Source organism: Pseudomonas sp. HN11, assembly GCF_021390155.1.
GTDB lineage: Bacteria > Pseudomonadota > Gammaproteobacteria > Pseudomonadales > Pseudomonadaceae > Aquipseudomonas.
Genome location: NZ_CP089985.1, coordinates 3,333,081 through 3,359,030, shown reverse-complemented (window position 1 = coordinate 3,359,030; position 25,950 = coordinate 3,333,081). Strand labels below are relative to the sequence as shown.

At 58.6% G+C, this 25,950-nt stretch carries 9 protein-coding genes and 1 pseudogene; 7 read left to right on the top strand and 3 right to left on the bottom strand.

Annotated features, from left to right (window positions below):
- Positions 1-29 precede the first annotated feature (29 nt).
- The 3 genes from LVW35_RS15195 (at position 30) to LVW35_RS15185 (ending at position 15,983) form a co-directional block, all read left to right on the top strand.
- Positions 30-14,957 carry a two-partner secretion domain-containing protein gene (locus LVW35_RS15195; RefSeq protein WP_233890907.1) on the top strand — a complete coding sequence of 4,976 codons (14,928 nt, stop codon included), beginning with the start codon at positions 30-32 and terminating at the stop codon, positions 14,955-14,957.
- The gene (locus LVW35_RS15190) at positions 14,957-15,355 is read left to right on the top strand and encodes a hypothetical protein (RefSeq protein ID WP_233890906.1); all 399 of its coding nucleotides are present in this window, start codon (positions 14,957-14,959) and stop codon (positions 15,353-15,355) included. Before LVW35_RS15195 ends, LVW35_RS15190 begins: the two co-directional genes overlap by 1 nt.
- A 418-nt stretch (positions 15,356-15,773) precedes the next feature.
- A complete protein-coding gene (locus LVW35_RS15185) occupies positions 15,774-15,983 on the top strand; it encodes a hypothetical protein (protein ID WP_233890905.1) in 210 nt (69 codons plus the stop codon).
- 417 nt (positions 15,984-16,400) lie between these two features.
- Here LVW35_RS15185 and LVW35_RS15180 read toward each other — a convergent pair.
- Positions 16,401-17,472, bottom strand: a pseudogene (locus tag LVW35_RS15180) (tyrosine-type recombinase/integrase); the annotation flags it as partial.
- Between the two features lie 201 nt (positions 17,473-17,673).
- Positions 17,674-18,588, bottom strand: a complete 915-nt coding sequence (locus LVW35_RS15175; RefSeq protein WP_233890904.1) for a LysR substrate-binding domain-containing protein — start codon at positions 18,586-18,588, stop codon at positions 17,674-17,676.
- 247 nt (positions 18,589-18,835) lie between these two features.
- Between LVW35_RS15175 and LVW35_RS15170 the strand changes: the two genes are divergently transcribed.
- The 4 genes from LVW35_RS15170 (at position 18,836) to pgm (ending at position 25,140) form a co-directional block, all read left to right on the top strand.
- Positions 18,836-19,858: a zinc-dependent alcohol dehydrogenase family protein gene (locus tag LVW35_RS15170; protein ID WP_233890903.1), complete on the top strand. Its 1,023-nt coding sequence runs from the start codon at positions 18,836-18,838 to the stop codon at positions 19,856-19,858.
- Between the two features lie 705 nt (positions 19,859-20,563).
- Entirely contained in the window at positions 20,564-21,988 is a 1,425-nt protein-coding gene (locus LVW35_RS15165; RefSeq protein WP_233890902.1) for a hypothetical protein, read from the top strand.
- Positions 21,985-23,391 (top strand): aminotransferase-like domain-containing protein, encoded by a 1,407-nt coding sequence (locus tag LVW35_RS15160; RefSeq protein WP_233890901.1) that lies wholly within the window; start codon positions 21,985-21,987, stop codon positions 23,389-23,391. Before LVW35_RS15165 ends, LVW35_RS15160 begins: the two co-directional genes overlap by 4 nt.
- A gap of 105 nt (positions 23,392-23,496) precedes the next feature.
- The gene (gene pgm, locus LVW35_RS15155) at positions 23,497-25,140 is read left to right on the top strand and encodes a phosphoglucomutase (alpha-D-glucose-1,6-bisphosphate-dependent) (RefSeq protein ID WP_233890900.1); all 1,644 of its coding nucleotides are present in this window, start codon (positions 23,497-23,499) and stop codon (positions 25,138-25,140) included.
- Positions 25,141-25,181: 41 nt separating this feature from the next.
- Here pgm and LVW35_RS15150 read toward each other — a convergent pair whose 3' ends face one another.
- A complete protein-coding gene (locus LVW35_RS15150; RefSeq protein WP_233890899.1) occupies positions 25,182-25,877 on the bottom strand; it encodes a pirin family protein in 696 nt (231 codons plus the stop codon).
- Positions 25,878-25,950 lie beyond the last annotated feature (73 nt).

Sequence of the window (25,950 nt, the reverse complement as noted above, 5' to 3'; positions counted from 1 at the left end):
ATTACCGCCTTCGGGCATAGAGACAAGACATGGATGTTCGCCAGTTTGCCTTCCTCGTGCGCCAGCCTTCTGCGGCCCTGAAAAGCCGCTCTACCTTCCTGGGCTTGCCCAAGCGCGGGGTGGCGCTGATTTTGGCCAACGCCATGTTCTGGCAACCGTTGATGGCGCAGGCGGACGGTATTGTGGTGAACGCGCCGGGCACCACGCTCGGGCAGACGGGCAATGGCGTGCCGATCGTCAATATTGCTGCACCGAACGCCAAAGGGCTGTCGCACAACCAGTTTCATGACTACAACGTCGGCGCCAACGGGGTCATTCTCAACAACGCCACGGATCGCACCCAATCGACCCAATTGGGCGGCATCATCGTTGGCAACCCGAATTTTCGCGGCACCGCGGCCAACATCATTCTCAATGAGGTCAACGGCGGCAGCCCCAGCCAACTGCGTGGCTACACCGAAGTGGCGGGGCAGTCGGCCCATGTGATCGTGGCCAACCCGTACGGCATCAGTTGCAACGGTTGCGGCTTTATCAACACGCCGCAAGCAACGCTGACCACCGGCAAGGCCGTGATCGAAAACGGCCAGATCAACCGCTATCAGGTTGACCAGGGCACCGTCGCTATCGAAGGCGCAGGCCTGAACGCCAGCAACATCGACCAGTTCGAAATCATCACCCGCGCCACCACGATCAACGCGCAGATCCAGGCGAAGAAGCTCACCATCGTGGCGGGCCGCAACGATGTGGACGCACGCACCCTCAACGCCACGGCCCGCGCGGCGGATGGCAGCCAGGCGCCGGACCTCGCGATTGACTCATCGGCGCTGGGCGGGATGTACGTCGGCGCGGTCAAGCTGATCGGCACGGAGGCCGGCGTGGGAGTGCGGCTGTCGGGCGACATGGTTGCAGGCGGCGACATTCAAATTGATACCGCCGGCAATGTGGTGATGGGGCAGGCTTCGGCGGGCACGGCGATTGCGGTCAAGGCCGCCAGTGTGCAAACGCAGGGCGCGGTTTACGCAGGTTCCGATCTGTCAGTGAGCACTCAGGGCGCCCTGACCAACAGCCAGACCCTCGCAGCCAAAAACACCATCACGCTGGACGCCGGTGGCCGCTTGACCAACAGCGGGATTATCGAAGCGGGCGTCAACGCCGATAACAGCCGCAACGCCCAGGGCGACGTGCGCCTGACCGCGCAGGCCGTCGCTAACACCGGCAAGACCGTGATTGCCAGCCGTGACCTCACGCTCAATACCGGCGAGTTGACCAATCAGGGCGGCACCTTGAGTGCTCAGCGTGATGCGCAACTGAATACCACGCGGCTGGATAACCAGAACCAGGGCCGCATCCTCAGCGCGGGCAACCTCGGGATCAACGCCACTCAACTGCTTAATAGTCAGGGCGGCCTGATCACCAGCACCGCCAACCTGACGGCCGGCATCGGCCAACTGATCAACCGCCAGGGAGAGCTGTCGAGCCTTGCGCAGGTCACGTTGCAGTTGAATGCGCTGGATAACGTGGCGGGCCTGATTTCGGCGGGGCAGTCGTTGAGCCTGAACGTGACAGGCCAGGTCAATAACCAGGGCGGTCGCATGGCTGCGCGCCAATCGACCCAACTGACGGCGGCTGGGCTGGATAACCGCAACGGTGAGCTGGTGGCGACTGACCTTGTGTCGGTAACGGGCGCACTGGACAACAGCAGCGGCAGGATCCAGGGCGACCGCTCACTCGCGATCACCAGCGACGCGCTGACCAACACACTCGGTACGGTGGCGGCAGGCAACTCGCTGGCCCTCACCGCTGCAAGCCTGGACAACACACAAGGCAAGCTCACCAGTGACGGCGCATTGACGGCGATGATTGCCGGCCGGTTGCTGAACCAGACCGGCCTGTTTGCGGCCAAGGGCGATGCACGCCTTAACCTGGGCAGCCTGGACAATCGCCAGGGTAATGTTGTCGCCAATAACCTCGACCTGCAGCTGGATGGCCCGCTGAATAATCAGCACGGCACCTTGCGCGCAGAGGCCCGCCTTGGCCTGAAGGCCGGTGAGGTGGACAACAGCGCAGGCGGGCGCATCAGCAGCGGCCAGACGCTCACGGCCAATGTCGCAAGCCTTGACCAACACAATGACGGCCGGCTTTTTGGTCAGGGCGATGTCAGCCTTGACCTCAACGGTGGCCATCTGAACAACAGCGGTGGCGTGATCAATGCACCAGGGCGTCTGCTGCTGAGCAACCTCACAAGCGTCGATAACACGGCAGGCGAAATCTCCAGCAGCCAGGCGTTCAGCCTGGCTGCTGATTCGTTGAACAACGCCGGTGCCAAGCTTCTCAGCGAGCAAGCGCTGACCGTGCGCATCGCCCGTGCCCTCGACAACAACCAGGGCCTGGTATCGGCCAACGCTTTGGATTTACGTGCGGGCAGCGTGGATAACAGTGGCGGTACGCTGAGCGCCGGTGACGGCCTGATCGCACAGATCGACGGGGCCCTGGATAACCGCAGCGGCAAGGTGTTGGCGCGTACCGCGACGCTCAATAGCGCGTCGCTGGACAATCGCCAAGGGCTGCTGCAAAGCGATACGGCGCTCAACCTCACCAGCTTGGGAGCGATTGATAACCGCCAGGGCACGTTCAGCGTAGGGCAGCGTCTTGATATCAGTGCCGCGAGCCTGGACAACGGCGGCGGCAAGCTGGTCAGCGATGGGCAATTGACGGCGCGCATTGCCTCACAACTGCTCAACCAGGCCGGCTTGTTAAGCGCCGGGACCCTTTTGCAAGTGAGCGCCGCCAGCCTTGATAACAGCGCCAAGGGTAACCTTAACGCCAAGGGCCAATTGGCTGTCACGCTGTCCGGCGCGCTGAACAACGACACAGGCACCCTCAGCAGTGACGCCAGCCTGAACCTGAAGGCCGGCCAGGTCGCTAACAGCAATGGCGGGCGTATCAGCAGCCAGTTGCAATTCACGGCGAGCGTCAGCGGCCTGGACCAACACAACGGTGGCGGTCTCTACAGCCAGTCGGGCGTCAGTCTGGACCTGAACCACGGACACCTGAACAACCAGGGCGGTTTGATTCATGCGCCGGGGGCACTGCTGCTGAGCAACCTCGCCAGCGTCGACAACCAGGGCGGCGAGATTTCCAGCGCCCAGGCGCTGGATTTCACCGCCGACAGCCTCGACAACCGCAGCGGCAAACTGCTCAGTGAGCAAGGCCTGATTGTGCGTATCGCCCGGGCCCTGGACAACACCAAGGGTTTGATCGCCTCGACGAGGCTCGACCTGCGGGCTGACAGCCTGGTAAACGCCGAAGGCGAGTTGAAGGTGCGTGACGATGTGAAGGTGCTGGTCGCGACCGCGCTGGACAATCGACTCGGCAAAATCGTCGGCGCTACCACCGCCCTCAACAGCCAAACACTGGATAACAGTGCTGGGCTGCTTCAGGGCGACAGCTTGCTGACCGTCTCCAATACGGGTATCGCCATCAACCGTGGCGGCCGCGTGATCAGTGGTCAACGCCTTGACCTCTCGATCGGCCAGTTGGACAACCGGGGCGGCAGTGTGGTGTCGGCGGGCCCGATGCAGCTGCGCGGCACGACGCTGGATAACCGCGAAAACGGTCTGCTCAACGCCCGTCAGTCACTGGTCGTGACTGTCGACAACGTGGACAACCGTGGCGGCGCAGTGTCCAGCGTTGCCGACCTCAACTTCACTGGCAAACAATTCAACAACAGCGCGGGCGGCCGCCTGCTGGCCAATGGCGCGCTGAATCTGACCCTCGAGCAACTCAACAACGGACAGGGCACAGTGCGTAGCGATAACGCCCTGACCCTGCAAGCCACCACACTGAACAACGACAGCGGCCGCATCAGCAGTGCCGCGGCGCAGCAACTGGTCACCTCCGGCGCCCTCAGTAACCGCAGCGGTGAACTGCTCAGCGCCATGGCGCTGACGGTTAGCAGTGCCAGCCTCGACAACAGTGGCGGCAAACTGACCGGTGACGGCGCCGTGCGCGTGACCACCGGCGCCCTGAATAATAGGAGCGGCGGGCGCCTGACCGGCGTCGATCGCCTGGACCTGACGGCAGGGCAGGTGGACAACCGGTTCGACGGCCATATCGCCAGTAACCAGGCTCTGACGGCCAGCGTTACAGACCTGGATCAGCGCGGTGGTGGTCAGCTCTATAGCCTCAGTGATTTGAGCCTGGACATGAACCATGGCGCCCTCAATAACGCGGGTGGGCTGATTCATGCGCCGGGGCAGTTGCTGCTCAAGAACCTCTCCGCGGTCGCCAACCAGAACGGCGAAATTTCCAGCGAACGCGCTTTTTCGGTCGCCGCGCAAAGCCTGGATAACAGCAACGGCGCATTGCTCAGCGATCAGGCGCTGAGCCTCAAGGTCGACCAGGCACTGATCAATATCAAAGGCCGGATTTCCGCCGCCGGCCTCAGTGCCCAGGCAGCGCGTCTGGACAACACCAGCGGCGTGTTCAGCAGCTCCAGGGACCTGACGCTGACACTCGGCACCGACCTGCTCAATGACCACGGCGAGGTGTCCAGCGGCGGCGCCAGTGTGGTCAATGCGATGACCTTGAATAACCGCAACGGCGGCCAGGTGATGGGCGATGTCAGCCTGGACCTGACGACGACGGGCGCGCTGTTCAATCAGGGCGGTACCGTGGGTGCCGGCCAGCGGTTGAATATTACTTCGGCCAGCCTGGACAACAGCCAGTCCGGCAGCCTGGTGACTGACGGCGACCTGACTGTGAAGGTCGACGGTGTGCTCGACAACCAGTCCCAGGGCGCCGTACTCGCCAAGGGCGTGATGGCGATTGAAGCGGGTAGCGTGGACAACCGCGCGGGCCGCTTGTCCGGTCAAAACTTGCTGACCTTGCGCAGTGCCAGCCTGGATAACCGTGGCGGCGCGGTGCGTGCCAATCGGGACGTGAACCTGCAAGTCGGCCAACTCGACAACCGCGCAGGCGTGCTCAACAGCAAGCAGGCGCTGACCATCACCGGCCAATCCCTGAACAACGGGAACGGCTTGGCCAGCGCTATCGGCCCGGTGCACCTGACCGTGGATACCGTCGACAATGCCAAAGGCCGCATTGCCAGCCAGGATGACCTGAACGCCACGCTTGGCGCGTTGAACCAGCAGGGCGGTCAACTGGTTGCCCAGGGTGATCTCACCCTTAAAGCCGAGAGCGTGGATAACCGCAACGGCGGTCTGCTCGCGGCGACAAAAGCGCTGAAACTCACGATCGACACCGTCGACAACCGCGCCGGTGAAATCTCCAGCCAGCAAGCCACCACGCTCAGCGGTCAACACCTCGACAACAGTGGCGGCAAACTGCTTGCCGGCACAGCGCTGGAACTGGCGACGGCTGAGGTGATCAACCAGGCCAAAGGTCTGGTCTTTGCCCAGGATGCACGCTTTACCGGCACGCGTCTGGACAACACCGATGGCACCTTCGGCGCGCAGCACGCCCTGGCGGTGCAGCTGTCGGCGGGCCTGGACAACATGCGCGGCAAACTCAGCAGCGAAGGTGCCCTGACGCTGGCAGCTCAGCGCATCGACAATACCGGCGGCGGCATTTCCAGCGCCGGGCCGCTGACCCTCACCAGCGCCACCGACCTGCTGAATAACAGCGGCACTGTCGAGAGTGCCCAAGCGCTCGCATTGACAGGCGCCAGCCTCGACAACAGCAAGGGTCTGCTCAAAAGCCAGGGCGCCACGACGCTCAATACCGCGCTGTTCAATAACGGCGTCGGTGGTCGCGTAATCAGTGCCGGCACGCTTGACCTCACGGCCACCCAATTCAACAACAGTGGGCATCTCGCCAGCGTCGGCGTCCTGAATGCCAACCTCACCGGCCTCACGCAACTGGGCGGCGCGGAGCTGATAAGTAGCACGCAACTGAACCTTGACCTGCACAACGGCGAACTGATCAACGTCGGTTTGATCAACGCGCCGCTGCTGATGCTCAACAACGTCGCCAGTATCGATAACAGCCACGGCGAAATCTCCAGCCAGAACGCATTTGCCCTGGCCGCCAAAAACCTCACGAACAGTAACGGCAAACTGATCAGCAACCAGGCGCTGACCCTGCGGGTGGAACAGCTGTTGGCCAACGTCAAAGGCCATATTAACGCGGCCAGCCTCGACGCCCGCAGCACCCGCCTGGACAACACCGATGGCCTGCTCAGCGGCCGTGGCGATGTCACGCTCAGCGCCTCCGAGCTGATCGACAATACGCGCGGCAGTGTGATTGCCGACGGCAGCTTGTTGCTGACCGGCGCAGCCCTGGATAACCGCACGGGCGAGATCGCCGGCAAGGCCCAGGTCACCGTCAACGTTGACCGCCTCGACAACCGCAACGGCAAGCTGATCAGCACTGACGCGCTGCAACTGCGTGGCGCCACTCTGGATAACCGCAACGGTCTGGCAGGCGCTACAAAAGCGCTGAACATCGAGGTGGGCAGCGTCGACAACCGCGCGGGCGAGTTGACGGGTAACGCTGATGTGACCTTCACCGGCCAGTTGTTGAATAACAGTGACAAAGGCGTGGTGTTCGCAGGCGCAGCCTTGAGCCTTGCGGTTGATCAAGTGATCAACCGCACCCTCGGCGAATTGAATGGCCAACGGCTGAACCTCACCGGCACTTCGCTGGACAACACCGGCGGCAAGCTGCTGAGCCAGCAACCGCTGGTGCTGGCGCTGGCAGGCGATCTGGACAACAGCCAGGGCGTGCTGAGCAGCGAAGACGCATTGGATGTAAAGGCGCGCAGACTGAACAACAGCCAGGGTAGCCTGTCCAGCGCCAGGGGTTTGAGCGTGGTCGTCAGCGGTACGCTGAGTAACCAGGAGGGCAAGTTGGTGACGGATGGCGGCCTGACACTGGGCAGCGCCAGTCTGGGCAACCAGCAAGGCGTGATCAGCGGCAAAGGCCCGGTTGTGCTGACCACGGGCGAATTGAATAACCAGGCCGGTCGCCTCAACAGCGGCGATACCCTGACGTTGACCACCGCGCAGTTGAACAATGGCGGCAGCATCGGCAGCGCCAAGGCCCTGACCGCCAGCGTCAGCGGTTTGGCTCAGCAGGGCGGCAAGCTGTTCAGCAACGCAGGCCTGAGCCTTGACCTGAACAAGGGTCAATTGGATAACCAGGACGGCTTGATCAATGCGGCTGGCCCGTTGCTGCTCAATAGGCTCACCACCGTTGCCAACAACAACGGCGAAATCTCCAGCGGCCAGGCTTTCACTTTGGCCGCGCAAAGCCTCGACAACAGCAACGGCAAACTGCTGAGCAATCAGGCCCTGATCGTGCGCGTCGATCAGGCTCTGAGCAACGTCAAAGGTTTGATCGGCAGTGCCAGCCTCGATGCCCACGCGGCGGCTGTCGACAACCGTGGCGGCACCCTGACCAGCCGTGGCGACCTGCGACTGACCAGTGACGGCCTGCTGAGCACCGGCGATCGAGGCTTGATCAACGCGGCGCAAGCGCTGGAGGTGCGCAGCGTCGACCTGAACAACCAAAATGGCAGCTTGCTGGGCGGCGCCGTCACCCTCAACGCCATGGCCCTGGATAACACGGCCAGTGGCCTGATCAATAGCCAGAGCACCTTGAACCTGACGGCCGCCAGCCTCAACACCGGCACCGGCGGCGAAGTCTCGGCCAAAGGCGCGATGACCATGGGCCTGACTGCCTTGGCCGTGGCCGGGGGGCGGATTATCGGTGAGCAGGGTGTGAGCCTTGATCTCAACGGCAGTGATTTGGATAACCGTAATGGCTTGATCCTTGCCAACGGCCCGCTGACCCTTAACAACCTGCGTGATCTTAATAACAGCAACGGTGAAATCTCCAGTCAGCAGGGGTTTTCCCTGGCCGCGCGCAGCCTGGACAACAACGGCGGCAAGCTGATCAGCAGCCAGACGCTGGGCGTCAATGCCGCCAGCCTGAACAACAGCGCCAAGGGTTTGCTGTCTGGCGCGCAAGGCCTGAGCGTCAGCGGCGGCAACCTCGACAACCGTGACCACGGTACGCTCGTAAGCCGCAACGGCTCGATTGATGTGCGCTTGAGCGGCACCCTGCAAAACAACACCGAAGGTGCGTTGGTCAGCCACGGTCGACTGGATGTCAGCGCTGCCAGCGTGGATAACCGCGGCAGTGGCGTGCTCTCCAGCGGCGCCGGGCAGACATTGGCAGTGACCGGCGCGCTGGTGAACGGCGATGGCGGGTTGATTGAAAGCGGCGACACGCTGGGTGTGCAAGCCGCCACGCTGGCCAACCAGGGCACGATCAACGCCCAGCGGGCCTTCACCTTCACCGGTACCGACCTGACCAACAACGGCGGCAGCCTGCTCAGCAACGGGCAGGTGACCCTCGACTTGCTCGGCAACCTCAACAACAGCGGCGGCAAAATCGCCAGCGTCGGGCCGCTGCTGCTGCAGCGTGCCAACCAGGTCTATAACGATGCCGATGGCAAAATCATCAGTCAGAGCCTGCTGACGCTGCTCGCTGGCGGCCTGGACAACAGCGAGCGCGGCACCATCGCTGGCAAGGAACGCGTGGTGATCACCACCGCCGGCATTGTGCAAAACCACACGGACGGCCTGATCTACAGCCAGGACGCCGACGTGCAACTGAACGCGGCAGGCTTGAACAATGCCAAGGGCAATGTGCAGGGTCAGACCGGGCTTGGTCTGGGGATCAATGGGGATGTCGATAACCGCGGCGGCACCCTGGCCAGCCTCAAAGGCCTGCTGGATGCGCGCCTGACCGGCGGTTTAAATAACGGCGGCGGCATCATCCAGGCTCAAGGTTTGAACCTGATTGCCAACCGCGTCGACAACCAGACCGGGCGCATCGCCGCGCAGACAGGCGATGCCGTGATCAACGCCAGCGCTTTCGCCAATGCCAATGGCGGCGTGTATGCCAAAGCTCTGGTGCGGGTGGCCGGGCAATCGCTGGACAATAGCGCAGGGCAAATCGCCGGTGGCGTGATTGACCTGAGCGCGACGGGCGCGCTTACCAACCGCGCTGGCGTGGTTGAAAGCGACAGCACCTTGAGTGTGGTGGCTGACAGCGTCGATAACGGCGCTGGCAAACTGCGTGCTCTGGGCGGCACGGGCAAGACGCTGTTCCAGATCGGCAACCTGTTCGACAACCGCAGCGGTGTGGTGGAAACCGCCAACACCGACCTGACCCTGGCGGCCAACAGCTTCCTGAACAGCGAGGGTCGATTGCTGCACGTGGGCGACGGCAACTTCGACATTTCCCTGCCAAACGTAACCGGGGCCGGTGGCAGCATCGTCACGCGGGGCGGCCTTACGCTCAACGCTGACACCTGGAGCAACAGCAGTGTTATCCAGGCGGGGCGATTGAACGTCAACGTCAATAACTTTACCCAGACCGACACCGGGCAACTGTTGGCGTCCACGCGCCTGGAAGGCAAGGGCGGCAACTGGACCAACAACGGGCTGATTGCCAGTGACGGCAGCATGGCGCTGCTGTTGACCTGCACGTATCAGGGCAACGGCAAAGTCAGCAGCGTGGGAGCGCTGGATATGTCGGCCGCGCAATTGACCCTCACCGAACTGGCGAGCATTGCCGCAGGCGGCGCCACTACGATCAACGCAGGCAGCCAGTTGACCAACCGCGGACGGTTGACCTCCAACAGTGCCTTGACCGTCACCGCAGGTGATATCAGTAACTTCGGCACCCTGGCCAGTGGGCAAAACCTGCTGATCAACGCACAAACCCTGACCAATGACCGCATTCGGCAGAATCAAGGGTCGTTGCTGCTCAGTGGCGGCGACATGAAGTTGCAAGTGGGCACACTGACCAACCGCTACAGCGATATCTACAGCCTCGGTGGGGTAGAGGTGGGCGGGTATAACGGCGCAGAGCGCGCGGCGCGGGTGGATAACCTGTCGGGGCGGATTGAGTCGACGGGGGATATGTCGCTGAAGTCGGCGGTTGTGACGAATAAGATGGAGAGTTTTAGTGTTAAAACCACTAACGCCGTCTCTGCCAATATCGGTGTTCGGTGTTTTAACTGTGACTCTGCCGGGCAGAGTGGTGTGCTCAGCTCCCATCTTGTCTGGCAGCAAAATTTTAATGTCGAGAGCACCGGGGAGCAGGTGGTCGCCAATATCGTAGCCGGCAAAAAGCTGAGCGTGCTGGGCGATAAGTTCGAGAACTTTAACTCGGCGGTTTCTGCCGTAGGTGACATCAATATTGCAGTCGCTGACTTTAATAACACCGCCAGTTCGCTGGGGAGCTATCAAAGCCTCAAATATATAAATATGCAGCCCGGCGTGGGGCTGTGGTCGAGAATATTCGCTTATAACGCGGCCAATGATCCGACGTATAACCGCACTATTCACTTCTGGAATGCGGCCGAGCAAGAAACCATCGTCGGGCTTAAACAACCCACCGATCGTAACCAGACTATCGCGACATACAAGTTGAATTTCGGACCGAAAGGGGGCGTCGGCGCTTCTGTTCCTAAAGCCAACTTCATACCGGGTGTCACCGTCCAGGCACCGGCAGAAATCCTCGGTGCCACCCCATTCGCTGAAAAGATAATTGCCGCCGCAGGGGCGACTTTTTTACCCGCGACCATTCAAGCTGGCGGTAACGTTTCCATCAACGCGACCAACAAAATCACTAACGGCGTCGAACGCTCTTTCGTTACCACGGCCACCGGCGCACCACGCAGCACCAACACCCAAGCGGCAGGCACGGGCAATACCACGGTCATCAACCTCAACCGCCAATTGCCGCCAGACCTCGCCCAACGCAAAGTCGACCCACTGACGCTGCCCGGCTTCAGCCTTCCCAGCGGCCAAAACGGCCTCTTCCGCGTGAGCGGGCAAGGCACCGCCACCCAGCAAACCGCTCAGTCGGGCGCTGGCTCGCAAAGCTGGACCATGGGCGGCGCCGATGTAAGCCTGGCCCAGCGTCAGCAGGCGCTTGCTGAAAGCCAAGGACGTACGCTCCAGCTGGATGGTGCGACTCAGGTCACGACCAGCACCCGCAAAGTCTCGGTCGCGTCGCGTGAAGCTGGCGGCATCACCGCCGAGGCCCGTGCAATCAATGCCTCAGGCACCGGCAGCGCCGACACCGTTACCGGTCTTGCGGGCCGCACTTCCGGCGCCGATATCACGCGGCTGGACGGCATCACTGCCGCTAATCCAGCGGGTACGCCCGCCGTCAGCGGTATTGATCTTGCGGGTCTAAACCCTTCCGACCGCGATCCGAGCAGCGCCGTGACCACGCCAGCAGGCACGCCGACCCTGGTTATACCGGGCGTGTCCACCGCGGACCGAAACACCCGCGTCAGCGCCAATCAGGCCGGTGATTTCAACCTGCCCGGCATCACCCCTCTGGCGGCCACAACGGCGGGTGCCTCCGAGACCGTCAGCGGGCAAACCCTCAACCGCGTGCAAGGCTTGCCGGGCAGCAAGGCGGTCTCGCAGCCGCATAAATACCTGATCGAAACAAACCCGGTACTGACCGACCTCAAACAGTTCATGAGCTCGGATTACCTGCTCGCAGGGCTGGGCTACAACCCCGACGACAGTGCCAAGCGCCTGGGCGATGGCCTCTACGAACAACGACTGATCCAGCAAGCCATTGTCGACCGCACCGGCCAACGCTTCATCGACGGTAAGACCTCGGACGAAGTGGTATTCCGTTACCTGATGGACAACGCCATCCGCAGCAAACAGTCGTTGGACCTGACGGTAGGCGTGTCGTTGACGGGCCAGCAAGTGGCCGCGTTAACCCACGACATCGTGTGGCTGGAAGAGCAGGTGGTCAACGGTGAAAAAGTCCTGGTGCCGGTGGTCTACCTGGCGCAGGCCGATAACCGATTGGCGCCTAACGGTGCATTGATTGTTGGCCAGGACGTCAGCCTTATCGCCGGTAAAAACCTCGAGAATGCAGGTACTTTACGGGCGAGTAACAACCTGTCGGCCGTCGCGGGCAACGACCTGATCAACAGCGGCCTGATTGAAGCAGGCAACCGCCTGGACCTGTTGGCGGGCAACAATATCGTCAACAAATCCGGCGGCATTATCGCCGGGCGCGATGTGTCGTTGACGGCAGTCAACGGCGACGTGATCAACGAACGCAGCGTGACCCGAGCGGGTTATGACGTCGGTTTTTCAAAACAGACCGATTACATCGACAGTGCGGCGCGCATTGAGGCTGCGAACGACCTCAGCCTCGGCGCGGGTCGCGATGTCACCAGCAAAGGCGGCGTGCTGGAAAGTGGTAATGACACCACGATCGTTGCAGGGCGTGACGTCAATCTGATATCTGCGCAGCAGCACGACACCATGCATGGCGGGAAGCGTAATCGTGCCGAGGAAATCACTCAGAGCGGTTCTGACGTAGAAGTAGGGCGTGACCTGAAAGTCAGCGCGGGGCGTGACTTCACGGCGATCGCCAGCGACATCGAGGCCAAGCGTGATATTTCGATGAGCGCAGGCGGCGACCTGTATCTGGCGGCAGGTGCGGATGAACAGCACTCTTACAGCAAGACGTCGAGCACCAAACGTCAGGAAGATCACGTCAGTCAAGTCGCTACAACGGTAAGCGCCGGTCGTGACGTAACTTTAAGTGCGGGTAAGGACTTGGCGCTAATTGCCAGTCGTATCAGCGCGGGGGATGAGGCTTATCTGGTCGCAGGTAACAACATAGGGCTGCTCTCCGCTGAAGACCGCGACTACTCGCTGTACGACATGAAGCGAGGAGGAGGCTTCGGCTCAGGGAAGTCACAACGTGACGAACTCACCAAAGTCAGCAACGTCGGCAGTGAAATCAAGTCCGGTGGTGACCTCACAATCAAAAGCGTGAGCGGTCAGAAGTTTCAAGTTGCCAGGTTAGACAGTGGCGAAGATTTGACGATCGTCAGTGGAGGTGCAGTGAGCTTTGAAGGGATGAAGGACCTTCACCAGGAAAGTCATGACAAGAGTAAAAACAGCTTTGCCTGGAATAGCATGAGCGGTAAGGGCAACACTGATGAAACCTTCAGGCAGACTCAGATGGTTGCCAAGGGAGATATCGTCATCCAGGCAGTAGAAGGTCTGCATATCGATGTAAAGCAGGTTAGCCAACAGACCGTAAGCCAATCCATTGATGCGATGGTGAAGGCTGACCCCCAACTGGCATGGCTCAAGGAAGCCGAACAACGTGGGGATGTGGACTGGCGTTTGGTGAAAGAGATACACGAGTCCTACAAATACAGCCATTCAGGGTTAGGAGGCGGGGCGCAGTTAGTCATTGCAATTGTGGTGGCTTATTTCACGGCGGGACTTGCGAGTGGGTTGATTGGGGCGGGAGCTGAAATTGGTTCAGGCACCGCCATGGCGGCAGCGGGCACGGCATCCGCGTCAGCTGTTGCAGGTGGCGCGGCAGCCGGTTCAACGGTAGCTGCGGGCTGGGCCAACGTGGCGCTTACTGCGGTAGCAACCAGCGTTGCGAGCAACGCTACCATTAGCTTTATCAATAACGGAGGCAATTTAGGTGCGGTGCTTGGGGACATCACGTCCAGCAGTGCACTGAAAAGTTATTTCACTGGTGCTCTTGCGGCAGGGTTTACGGCAGGGGTCCTGGATCCGGCGTTTGGGGTCACGGGCGATAACCTCAATAAAGTTACGAAGGGATTTGACCTCGGCTCTTTAGCTGATATTGGAAAATTTGCTGCCTATTCCGGCGCTCAAGGGGGCGCGCAGGCTGCGATTGGCACCGCTATAAAAGGGGGGAGTCTGGGGGATAACCTGAAAAATGCCCTTGGCTCCCAACTGCAAAGCACATTGCAGGCGGTTGTTTTCAACGCGGTGGGTGATTACGCCAAAGACAAGGAGTGGGTAGATTCCGGAGGAGAAAAAATTGCGATGCATGCGTTGGTCGGTGGGTTGTTGAGCCAGGCAGGTGGCGGCAGCTTTGCAACCGGGGCACTTGCTGCGGGCGCCAACGAAGCGCTAGTCACCACACTGTCGAAAGCAGTGAACAACAACCCCGGTTTGTTGCTTGTGGCATCGCAATTGGTAGGGATCGCTGCGGCAAGCGCTACCGGGGGGGATGTACAAAAGGGCGCGGATATCGCAAAAAGCGCGACGGCATACAACTATCTAAACCACCATGAAGTTGATGATTTGGTCAAGGATTTGAAGGGCTGTCGCAGCGCTGCAGATCCGAAATTGTGCCGAACCGATATTGCTGCGCAGTACAAGACGATAAGTGACAAAACGACAAACTCGAAACTCGGTGGATGTGCCGGAGAGACAGGCTGTTTTGAACAGATGGAAGTAGTCGATGGTGCTACAAAACTGCTGGACCAATACGCCTCCGACAAAGACCTTGGACCAGAAGAAAAAAGCATTATTCAAGACTTTCAAGAAAGTAACTTCCATGATTATGTGATTGCGCGTAACATTTGGTTGTCGGGATTTCTTAAAGAAGTCACACCCATTATTCTCAGTGGCGGTGCAGGTGCGGTCACAAAGGCAGAGAGCACTGCAGGGAAAACAGCTGCAGCGGAAACGGAACTTGGCGGGGGTGCAAAAGGCATTCCAAGCATAAGCCGCAGTACCGAAATAACGGAGCTGTTTAGCTCTTCCAGTACTAGGAGCGGTATTCAAATCGGAGACCGCTCGCTCATTGAGGTTCCAAACACAGGAAATGCAAAAATATTTTCTGGTGCAACAGATGTGGAAGTTAAGCAGTATTTTTCGGAATTGACAGGCTCGACAAACTTGCCTTCTCCTCGTACTATTCCTGGGAAAGGGGATATATATGTTGTTAATACACCTGAAGGAAATTTCACGCTTCGGAATTTTTCCTCTTCATCTGGTCAGACTGGTCCCGCCTGGACTATTGATGTGCCTAAAGCCGCCACAGGCACAACGTATAATCCAGAAATAAAATTCCTGATTGGAAATCCATAATGGATATTAAGTTTGTTGAAAAAATAGTACGTGATTCATTTGGTCTGTGGATATCGGCTCTTTTCAGTGCCATTGGTACATGGAATCCTGAGCTATCATTCTCTCAGCAAAAAGATGCTTTTTTTTCTGTGATCGAATATCTGCTTGTTACAGGAAAAATAAAATTTATCGCGCCAAATGCGGATTGCTATATTTCTTCGGATAATACGCACCCCAGATTTTCGATTAATGATGAAGAGTCTCACTGGGGGTTGGATGCGAAGCAGATCGTGTGTTACTTGAAAGATAAGTGGCCGGAAGGTGTTGTGAGTGAAAGTGACGAAGCACTCACACTGTATTTTTATGAAGTGCCAGGCATCATTTGGGTAGACGAAAACGGCTGTTTGTTTGCTTCATAATTTGGTGGTGCAAAAGCAACAGCTACTCCACGCACTCCACTAGCTGGTCCTACTGAAAACTGGAAAACCTTTGTTAATGCTGAAAAACAGATTCAACTGGAAGCAGGTGCTGGGCAGTGTGTAGATCAAGTGATCAATGAAACTCTATCTGGTAAGAAAAATTTCACGAGCTCTATGACGCTCACAACCGATGAGGCTCTATCGGCAGGGCAAAATATCTCGGTCCCGAGTACAGGGAAATCGGTAAGCCCGGCTCTGGTGTGTTTCACAGCGCTGATGGCACTAAGGAGTTCCGTATCGACTCAGGATCTATATCAGGAGCACACGCTCCGGGAGTTCCGCATGTACATTTTGGAGTTAAAGACCCTGTGACTGGAAATATATTTCTAACAATCATGTTCCCTATGCGGACTAGGATATGGATATGTCTATCGTTCGGAAGGGTATTGTTGTCACTGGCGAATATTCTGGCTGGGAAATTGTTGTTGCGGACGACCGTGATGGCGTCACTGGCGGGTATTATCTTTACTTGAAGAAAAGTGATGTTGAAGGGTGTGACTACTGGTTCGAGCATGAGGCAGGGCTTCAGGCTCAGCTAGTTGATTTTGAGGTGGAGTGGATAGTTTAGTAAGTTAATTAGCATGGCTTTTATTTGGCCGCCGGTGCAAAAGCAACCTTGCCTGTGGCGACCGATCTTGGGAAAGTTTCATTTGATGTTGCTAACGGGGTCGGAACCATATACTCACCAAAAGTGACGATGAATGCCGGTGAGGCTATATTTGATGACTTTGCCGTAGGTACATCGAAAGGTTTTTTTGGATTTGGTCCGGACGGGGCTTCCGAATTAGTGGGGCCGCTTAAAAAACTCCTAGAACACACTCAGTCTCAGAAGCCAAGACAGTCACCCTTAAAGATTATTACGCCTCAGAGGAAGGCGCAGCATTAGGGGGCGGGAAAGTGGGCGAGAAATTCTCTTTTAGTTTTCCGGCTACCAAAGAAGGACTTAGAGACTTTTTGAAGGGGCTAAAAAAGTGAGCCATCCAAATTCAGTCACGATTGGATCGATACCCAAGTGCTCGTGTGCAATGGTTCTGTAGGTTGCACGAAGCCGTGAGCAGTGATGTCGTACTCTGGCCAGATGCGCTGGAAGGACTTGAGCATGGAGGTCGGGTTATGGGACGTCCCGGATAAACCGGTGAGACGAACACCCAGCCTTTGCCTTCTTCATCCACTACGCGTTTTTTTTGTAGCTCGCGCAACAGAACCAAGGCTTGTTCAGGCAGCGGCACGATGTGTTTGCTCTTGTCCAGATGCTTGGTCTTGCTCACCAAATACCGCCAATCGGCGCCCATCAAATCGACGTCTTCCCAGCGCATCTGGACCAGTTCACCCGGGCGGACCGGCAACATGACCAGCATGCGCATTGCGGTGGCAACGCTGCCGCTGCTGCAGTCATCCAGTCGCAGCAGAAATCTGCCCAGGTCTGCTGGCCTTTCGATCGCTGGGTTGCTGGTCACGACATGACGGATTTTCAACTCCTCAATGTTGCTGAGCGCCACATTGCGTTCCACCCATCCGCGCCCCTCGGCAAAGCCTAGAACGGCCCGGATGATGGTACGCACACGTCGGGCCATGGGCATGGTGCGCTGGCGGCGCAACTCCGTAATGATTGTGGTGATGTGTTCCAACTTGATCTCGCTGACCGGTTTTTTACCAATCGCAGGCAAGATGTGGTTGTTCAGCGCTCCGTTAAATCCCGAGATGGACTTGGTCACCAGTTCGGCAGACTTGAACGCCAGCCACTGCTTGGCTACGTACTCGAAAGTGCGCTCTTCATTGAGCAACTGCGCTTCGATTTTGGCGGTCTTGGCCTTGAGCGGGGCGGTGTGGTTAGCTACATCGCGCCGTGCGCTGCGGGCAATGTCGCGGGCTTCCTTCAGGCCGATATCGGGGTAAGCGCCGATGGAGAAGCGGTTCTCCTTGCCGTGCAGTCGATACTTCAAGCGCCAGAACTTGGAGGGAGCTTTGCCGACCTTGCTCGAAGCCCTCACCTCCAAGTAGAGACCAGGGACTTCGCCGTCAGCGTGTTTGCCGGGTTCGGTAAGCGAACGGATCAAGGCATCGCTGAGTTTTCGTTTGAAAACAGCCGCATTATCTGGGGGGCATCGGTGGGGGCATCCTTTTTAAGGAACCGAAATTTGCCCCCAATTATGCCCCAGAAGCTCTGGAATCCATTGGATTTAGACAGACGGCAGCAGACTGAAATTGAAAATAAGCTGTTGTTATATAACGGGTTTATGGAGTTTAGTGGAATTCCATTACAGGCTATCGGGGTCCCCAAAAAACATCTGAATCCGCGATCTTAACCAACGCTCGCCCGGGTCATTATCCTGGGACCCACGCCACGCCATATGCAGCTCAAAAGTGCGCACGGGCAACGGCGGGTCTTCCGCGCGTAACCCACCCGCCGAGGTCAACGCCTCGGCGGCGTAATCCGGCACGGTTGCCAGGATGTCCGTGCCCGCGAGCAACGTGCCCAACCCGTTGAATTGCGGTACCGCCAGTACCACGTGGCGTTTGCGGTCGAGCTTTTCCAGTTCTTCATCGATAAACCCGCTCAAATCACCGGCAAACGATACCAGTGCGTGGGGGCGGGCGCAGAAGTCGTCCAGGCTCAGGGAGCCCGGTACGCTGTCGGCACGCAGCAGTTTTGGCAGGCTGCGGCGCAATACTTTGCGCTTGGCGTTGGCCGGTAGGTCGGCGGTGTAGCTGACACCGATGGAGATTTCGCCGGAGGCCAGCAGGCCCGGCATCAGGATGTAGTTGACGCGGCGCACTACCAGCACAATGCCGGGGGCTTCGGCGCGCAGGCGTTTGAGCAGTTGGGGCAGCAGAGCGAACTCAACGTCATCGGACAGGCCGATACGAAATACCGCCGTGCTGGTGGCGGGGTCGAATTCGGCGGCGCGGCTGACAGCGGTGGAAATCGAGTCCAGGGCCGGGGAGAGCAGGGCGAAGATTTCTACCGCTCGGGCCGACGGCTCCATGCTGCGGCCAGTGCGCACGAACAGCGGGTCATCGAACAGCCCGCGCAGGCGTGACAAGGCCGCGCTGATGGCCGGCTGGCCGAGGAACAGTTTCTCGGCGGCGCGGGTCACACTGCGCTCATGCATCAAGGTTTCGAATACGATCAAGAGGTTAAGGTCGACACGACGCAGGTCGTTACGGTTCATCTTGTGTCCTGGAAGAGTCAGCAAACTTGACGAGAGCGGTCACATGTAAACAATGACCGGCATGAATCTTACGGGGAAAGGCTGGTACTCTGCACAGGATAATTGAGTTTTCCTACGATAGCTGAGGTCTATTCCTCAGTCGCGGAATCAATGACAGGCATGTCGACTATTAATGGCGACCGGTGGTCTTACCCACAAAGCCCAGATAGAGTTCATGGCATTAGAAGTTACTTTGACGAGGTTTGCGATGTCCCGCACGATCCGTTTTCACAAGTTTGGTCCGGCCGAGGTGCTCAAATGCGAAGAGCATGCAACCGCGCAGCCCGCACCGGGCGAAGTGCAGGTGCGTGTCGAGGCGATTGGTATCAGCTGGTATGACATTTTGTGGCGCCAGAACCTGGCGTCTTCCCATGCACGCTTGCCGTCCGGCCTTGGTCATGAGATGGCCGGGGTAGTAGTCGCCGTCGGCGATGGCGTGGATGATTTGAAGGTGGGCGATAAAGTGGCCAGTTTTCCGGCCGAGAGCCCCAATGACTACCCGGTGTATGGCGAACAGATCGTCCTGCCCCGTTCGGCCCTGACCCGCTATCCGGATGTTCTGAGCCCGATTGAAGCCAGCGTGCATTACACGCCGCTGCTGATTGCCTACTTTGCCTATGTAGACCTGGCACGCGTCAAGCCCGGGCAATTTGCCCTGGTGACTGATGCCAGCCACTGCGCCGGCCCCTCCTTTGTGCAACTGGGCAAAGCCCTGGGGGTGCGGGTGATTGCTGCCACCAAGGACAGTGAAGAGCGTGAGTACCTGCTATCGCTCGGGGCCGAAAAGGTCATCGTCACCGAAGAGCAGGATCTGCTGATGCAAATCAACAAGTTCACCGAAAACCGTGGCGTCGACGTGGTGTTCGACGGTTTGGGCGGGCCGCAGATGTCATTGCTTGGTGATGTGCTGGCCCCCCGTGGCAGCCTTGTGCTGTATGGCTTGCAGGGTGGCAACCAGACACCATTCCCGGCGTGTGCGGCGTTCCAGAAGAACATTCAGTTCTTTGTGCACTGCATCGGTAACTTCACTGGCAAACCTGAGCTGGGCATTATCCAGGATCAGGTGGCGTTGCAGCGAGCCCTGCGGGATATCAACCAGTTGACGGCTGATCGCGTATTGCTGCCGCTGAAAACCACGGTCTTCCCGTTCACTCAGTTTGTGGAAGCGCACCGTTACATGGACGAATGCCCTTGCCGAGAGCGCGTGGCGTTGCAGGTTGAAACTGTTTAAGACGTAGGAATATTCTCAAACGGGTATTCCTCTCCACTGGCACATGGGGCAAATGTGCCATTTGACAGGGCTGAGCCTCTATCACTTGCCCGCCGCCCGGCAGCTACTTTAGCCCCTGAATCCTGACTTTTTCGTCGACGCCGCCCTGAAATCCAGCGCGGCGTCTTTGTGTGCCCGTGATTAGTGGGCTGGTTGTTAATCATCTGCACTGGTTTTCGTCCGGGTTCTGTATCTATTAATCATTATTCCAACACTGATAATTGCGACTTCACTTTCATCTCAAGGACTGAGCAATGATTGAATATCTGACACTACTGCCGCAAATTCAGAGTGCTGATGCTGCGGCGCGTGCGTGGTTCCAAGGAAGTAGGTGTACCCATGAAAAGTCTCAATTCAATAAATTGGAAAGTTGGTTGAGTTGCGTGTCGGACACTTCTTCGAATAGTTGGTTAAAAGTGTGTAAGCGCCTGTCGGAAAGGTCCTAGGAATGTGTTTGGATCTGTTTTGGTCCAGTCGATACGGTGTTTTTGGCGCTGATAGGGCCTACGGCTTACCCGAGGGTGTCCGGGGTTTTTTTGTTGCTCGGTGCTAATGTCTCGTTATTGGCGTACACCTTGATGCGCACATTTATTACACGCTTAATAGGTCGGGCAAATACTGCCAGCAGTTGCTCGAGACTGATATTTCAACTCAGGTAGTAGAACGATGAGCACTATTCACGAACAAGCTATGAATTATGTTTACCAGCAAGTACTGCAACGTTTGATCGGACACTTTGGCCGCGCGGAGCGAACAGCACTCCAGTTGTTGATTCAGCGCATTATCGTGGCGGCTGGAGGCATGGAGTTGGTGGGGAATTATAAAGTGCTGGTGGTCCATGGGGGAGGCGAGGTCAGCAGTTACACCTTGGCGCTATTGCGCGCCGCGCAATTGACGATTGCCGGCCGCGCCCCGCGTACCTTTCATTTACGCGTCGCCACATTACGCTACGTCGGGATGACCGAGGGGCGGCTCGACGAAATCAATCGCGGATATGGTCGCCTGTTTCTCCACGATGATCCGAGGGTTGAATTATTGATGGTGGAAAACCAGGAAGTGCTGCCCTTCAACCATCAGCGACCCGCCTCTACTGTGGGGCGGGAAATCAGCCAGCGCAATATGCTGATGGTCGGCCATCTCACTTCCGGCGACTGTCGTGCAACATTGTGCAGTGACACCTATCTGGCGCTCGGGGATTTTTACCAGCGTGTGACTACGTGGAATGGCGGCGTTCACGCATTGGTCAGCGGTGACTCTGCGCGTAAGCAAAGCCAGTTCCTCGCCTGGTTGAAGAAAACAGCCCAGGGCGCGGGTGTCAGCATCGTCGAGAGCTGGCCAGCTTCGCTCACGGGGCTGTTCGCGCGTATGGATGAGTGGAGTACCGGCTATTACCGTGATGTCTACGGTGAGCATTATGTCTCGAGTGACAACCCCAGCAAGGTAAGCCACCGTCATTTGGCCTACATTGGCATTGCCGATTTGTACAGTGATATAGATCTTCCATCCTCGTCGGTGCTCACCGAGTTCATGGCATTTGCCCCCGATCCTCTGGGCTTTCACTTTAGTCATCCGAGCTATTCCAACCCTTTGCTGATGGCCCATTTGCGTGGGTTGCAGGCGCAATGCCTGCGGGATCTGGACTATGAAGATGGGGTGCAGCGCTTTGTCCAACAGGCGGCTGAGTACATGCGCCGCCAGCGTCTGCCGCAGACATTGTTGGCGGAGGCGGGGAGCCGTGAAGGACGCATCCTGTCGAGTACCTATGCTCAGCAATTCTTTGGTCTGGATGAAACGCAACTGATCTGTCTGCTGTTTTCGCCTTTCATCCATCATGGCGAGCGATTGGAAGGCTATTTGCGCCAATGTCACCCGGGCATGCTGGTTGCGCTGCCGGAACTGCACAATGTCCTGCAGGGCAAGCCTACTGCCGATATGCTGCAACAGTGGCTCACTGATACCAGCGGCTTGCCGATGCCTTTGTTGCAGCATCTGTACCGCAAGCGGCCAATGGTGAGCGCCAGTGGCAGGTGGCGCAGTGCGGGTGCCATGACCCACGACAGTGCGCAGGCCTGTCAATTGTCTGGGCGATGATACTGCGCGGCGAGCGGCAAGCGGATTTCGCGTATCAGGCGGTGTACCGCTACGTGATCAACCTGATCAACGAAGTCAGCACTGATGCCCGGGTAAAGCTGCCATCCCTGCGCCAATTGGCGTCGCGCCTGAACGTGTCGATCTCGACTATCCAGTACGCCTACTCGCTGCTGGAAAAGGAGGGCCGGGTCTATTCGGTGGCCAAGTCGGGCTATTACGTCTCGCCCCTTTCAGCAAGTACCCAGACGTGGGCTGGCGGTGACCTGCTTGACCGGCTTTACGCGGCGGCGCGGCGCCCAAACATGGCGGTACTCAGCGGTGATGAGCCTGCACTGTTGGGGGCACTCGATGGGCCCCTGTTACGCCTGGAGCGGGAGTTGGTGCGCCAATACCCGCGCCACTTGCAGCCGTGGTCGCAGCCGTGTGGCGTATGGGAGCTGCGTGCCGCACTGGCGGCACGTTATACCTCGTCGCCTACTCGCTGCTGGCATGCTGACGACATCTACATTGGTGCCGACCTACAGGGTGTGTTGGATATTCTGATTGAAGTACTGGGCCTGAGGGGCACTACGGTCATTGTCGAGTCACCCTGTGACTGGCTGATTCTGCGCCTGTTCCAGAATGCCGGGGTGCGCATCATCGAGTTGCCCTGGACGCTGGAGGGACGTCTGGATCTGGCAAGCCTTGATCAGCTCTTGTGCAATGAGCCGGTGCATCTGGTGGTGCTGTCGTCAAAGGTGAGCCTGCCATCCGGGGTCGTGATGCCTGCCCAGGATCGCCTGGCTGTCGCGAATATGCTCGATCAGTACGGTTGCTGGTTGCTGGAGAATGACTCCTTTGGCGAGCTGGGTTTCATCGAATCGCGCACAGCGCTACGCGAGTTGGTCAACCCTGAGCGGCTGATGGTGTTTTCCACATTTGAGAAAGTGCTGGGTTCGGAAGCGCCCTACGGCTACCTGCTGTCTCGACGCATGAGCAGCGAATTACAACGCCAGTTCCTGCTGCGCTCATTTCGCTTATCGTCGATCCGCCAGCGCGCCATTGCACGCCTGTATCAAAGTGGGCGTATCGACGCGCATTTACGTGCACTGCGCCAACAATTGAATGAACAGATGGCAGAAATGAGCCAGCGCCTGGACCAGCATCTGGGGGATCAGGTGAGTTATCGTCGGCCAACCGCCGGGGCGTCGTTCTGGTTGGGTTCCACGCAGGCCGTCGACATGCGCCGGGTATTCCAGCACCTGCTCGCCCGCCAAGTGGTGATTGCACCCGGTGAGCTGTTCAGTGTCAGCGGCCTGCATCATCAGAACCTGCGATTGAGTCACACCTTCCATGGGCAAACCAACCTCGATGTCGCCCTGACAGCGATCAGCGAGGCCCTGCGTCAGGCCCAGATGGGTTAATTGCGTGAATTTTCTCTCACTGCTGTAGGATCGATATCGTCGCGCAGCAGTCCAACTCTCAGTAAACTGCCATTTTTTCCGAATCCTTCTTTCCGAGGTTTATGCATGACAATCAGTCCTTTTGCGGGCAAGCCGGCGCCAGCCCAGTTGCTGGTGGATATCCCGCGACTGGTCACGGCCTATTACACCGGCCAGCCTGATGCAGTAATCTCCACCCAACGCGTGGCTTTCGGTACTTCCGGGCACCGTGGCAGTTCGTTCGAACTGAGTTTCAACGAATGGCATGTGCTGGCGATCAGCCAGGCCATCTGCCTGTATCGCGAAGCCCAAGGTATCAGCGGCCCGCTGTTTGTAGGCCTGGATACCCATGCGCTGTCGACGCCCGCCGGTGCCAGTGCCCTGGAAGTGCTGGCCGCCAACGGTGTGCACGTGATGCTGGCCGAGGGCGACGAATACACGCCGACGCCGGCGATTTCCCACGCGATCATCTGCTACAACCGTGGTCGCACCAGCGGCCTGGCCGACGGCATCGTCATTACGCCGTCGCACAACCCGCCACAGAGTGGCGGCTACAAGTACAACCCACCCAATGGTGGCCCGGCCGATACTCACGTCACCAAGTGGATCGAAGCCAAGGCCAACGAGCTGCTGGCCAATAAACTGGCCGGGGTCAAGCGCATCACCCACGCCCAGGCGCTCAAGGCTGACACCACCCATCGCCATGACTACCTCAACGCCTACGTGGCTGACTTGGTCAATGTGATCGATATGGATGCCATCCGCAGCGCCGACCTGAGCCTGGGCGTAGACCCGCTGGGCGGAGCAGGGGTGCGTTATTGGTCGGCGATTGCCGAGCATTACCGTCTGAACCTGGACGTGGTGAATACTGAAGTCGACTCGACGTTCCGCTTCATGAGCGTCGACTGGGACGGCCAGATCCGCATGGACCCGTCCTCCAGCTTCGCCATGCAAAGCCTGATCGGTCTCAAGGAGCGCTTCGATGTGGCCTTCGCCTGCGACCCGGACCACGACCGTCACGGCATCGTCACGCCGTCCGGTGGCCTGTTGGCGCCGAACAACTACCTGGCCGTATCCATCGACTACTTGTTCCAGAATCGTCCCGACTGGCGCGCTGACGCCGCCGTGGGCAAGACCGTGGTCAGCAGCGGCTTGATCGATCGTGTCGCGGCACGCATGGGCCGTCGGTTGTACGAAGTGCCGGTCGGCTTCAAGTGGTTTGCCGATGGCCTGTTTGAAGGTTCACTGGGCTTTGGCGGCGAAGAAAGCGCTGGCGCGTCGTTTCTGCGCAAGGACGGCAGTGTCTGGAGCACGGACAAAGATGGTCTGATTCCAGCGCTGTTGGCTGCGGAAATGACCTCGCGTAAAGGCCAGGACCCCAGCCAGATCTACCGCGGCCTGACGGATGCCCTGGGTGAACCGTTCGCGATTCGTGTCGATGCCAAGGCTACTGCGGCGCAAAAGGCCTTGCTGGGCAAGCTGTCGCCGGACCAAGTAACGTCTACCGAATTGGCCGGGGAAAGCGTCCAGCAGATCCTCAGCCATGCGCCGGGCAACAACCAGGCCATCGGTGGATTGAAGGTGATGACGGAAAACGGCTGGTTCGCCGCACGACCGTCGGGCACTGAGGATATCTATAAGATCTACGCCGAGAGCTTTATCGGTGAAGACCACCTCAAGCAACTGGTGGAAGAGGCGCAGGTGCTGGTAGACAATGCTATCAGCCAATAAATAGCCTTTGCAGGAGCTGGCAAGCCAGCTCCTGCATCAGTTCAGGCGAGGTCGACCAACACAATCTCGCTGTCTTCAACTGCCGTCACTCGCAACACTTGCTCATCTTCAATCGCCACACCATCTCGAGCTTGTGCACGCAAGCCATTGACCTCAATCACTCCAGTGGCTGGCACCAGGTAAGCACGGCGCCCACTGTCCAGCCGATACTCGGCACTTTCCCCGGCCTTCAGATTCGCCGCTACCAGTTGTGCATCCGCGCGAATACGCAGGCTCTCGCTGTCTGCGCCCTTGCCGCTGGCCAGCGTCACAAACCCTTCACGATCACCCTTGGGAAATGGCTTGGCACCCCAGGATGGCGGCAGGCCGGCTTCATTCGGAATGATCCAGATCTGGAAAATCCGGGCCGGCGTGTCTTCCAGGTTGTACTCGCTGTGGGCGATCCCCGTGCCAGCACTCATCACTTGCACATCACCCGCTTCGGTGCGGCCTTTGTTGCCAAGATTGTCGGCATGGCTGATCGCGCCTTCGCGCACATAGGTGATGATCTCCATGTCGCGGTGCGGGTGCTGCGCAAAGCCGGTGCCTGGCGCGATGATGTCGTCGTTCCACACTCGCAGATTGCCCCAGTGCATGCGCTTGGGGTCATGGTACTCGGCAAACGAAAAGTGGTGATGAGCGTCAAGCCAGCCATGGTGGGCGCCGCCCAGGGAATTGAAAGGTCGAAGTTCAAGCATGATCGTCTCCTGTGAATAGCCCTATCATCGTGCAGCTCAGGATCGATAAAAAGCGTAAAAACTGCCTGATTCC

Bases quoted from the DNA above. Each gene is read 5' to 3' on its own strand.
- LVW35_RS15150 (WP_233890899.1), bottom strand. From the start codon at position 25,877: ATGCTTGAACTTCGACCTTTCAATTCCCTGGGCGGCGCCCACCATGGC.
- LVW35_RS15195 (WP_233890907.1), top strand. From the start codon at position 30: ATGGATGTTCGCCAGTTTGCCTTCCTCGTGCGCCAGCCTTCTGCGGCC.
- LVW35_RS15175 (WP_233890904.1), bottom strand. From the start codon at position 18,588: ATGAACCGTAACGACCTGCGTCGTGTCGACCTTAACCTCTTGATCGTA.
- LVW35_RS15165 (WP_233890902.1), top strand. From the start codon at position 20,564: ATGAGCACTATTCACGAACAAGCTATGAATTATGTTTACCAGCAAGTA.
- LVW35_RS15185 (WP_233890905.1), top strand. From the start codon at position 15,774: ATGGATATGTCTATCGTTCGGAAGGGTATTGTTGTCACTGGCGAATAT.
- pgm (WP_233890900.1), top strand. From the start codon at position 23,497: ATGACAATCAGTCCTTTTGCGGGCAAGCCGGCGCCAGCCCAGTTGCTG.
- LVW35_RS15160 (WP_233890901.1), top strand. From the start codon at position 21,985: ATGATACTGCGCGGCGAGCGGCAAGCGGATTTCGCGTATCAGGCGGTG.
- LVW35_RS15170 (WP_233890903.1), top strand. From the start codon at position 18,836: ATGTCCCGCACGATCCGTTTTCACAAGTTTGGTCCGGCCGAGGTGCTC.
- LVW35_RS15190 (WP_233890906.1), top strand. From the start codon at position 14,957: ATGGATATTAAGTTTGTTGAAAAAATAGTACGTGATTCATTTGGTCTG.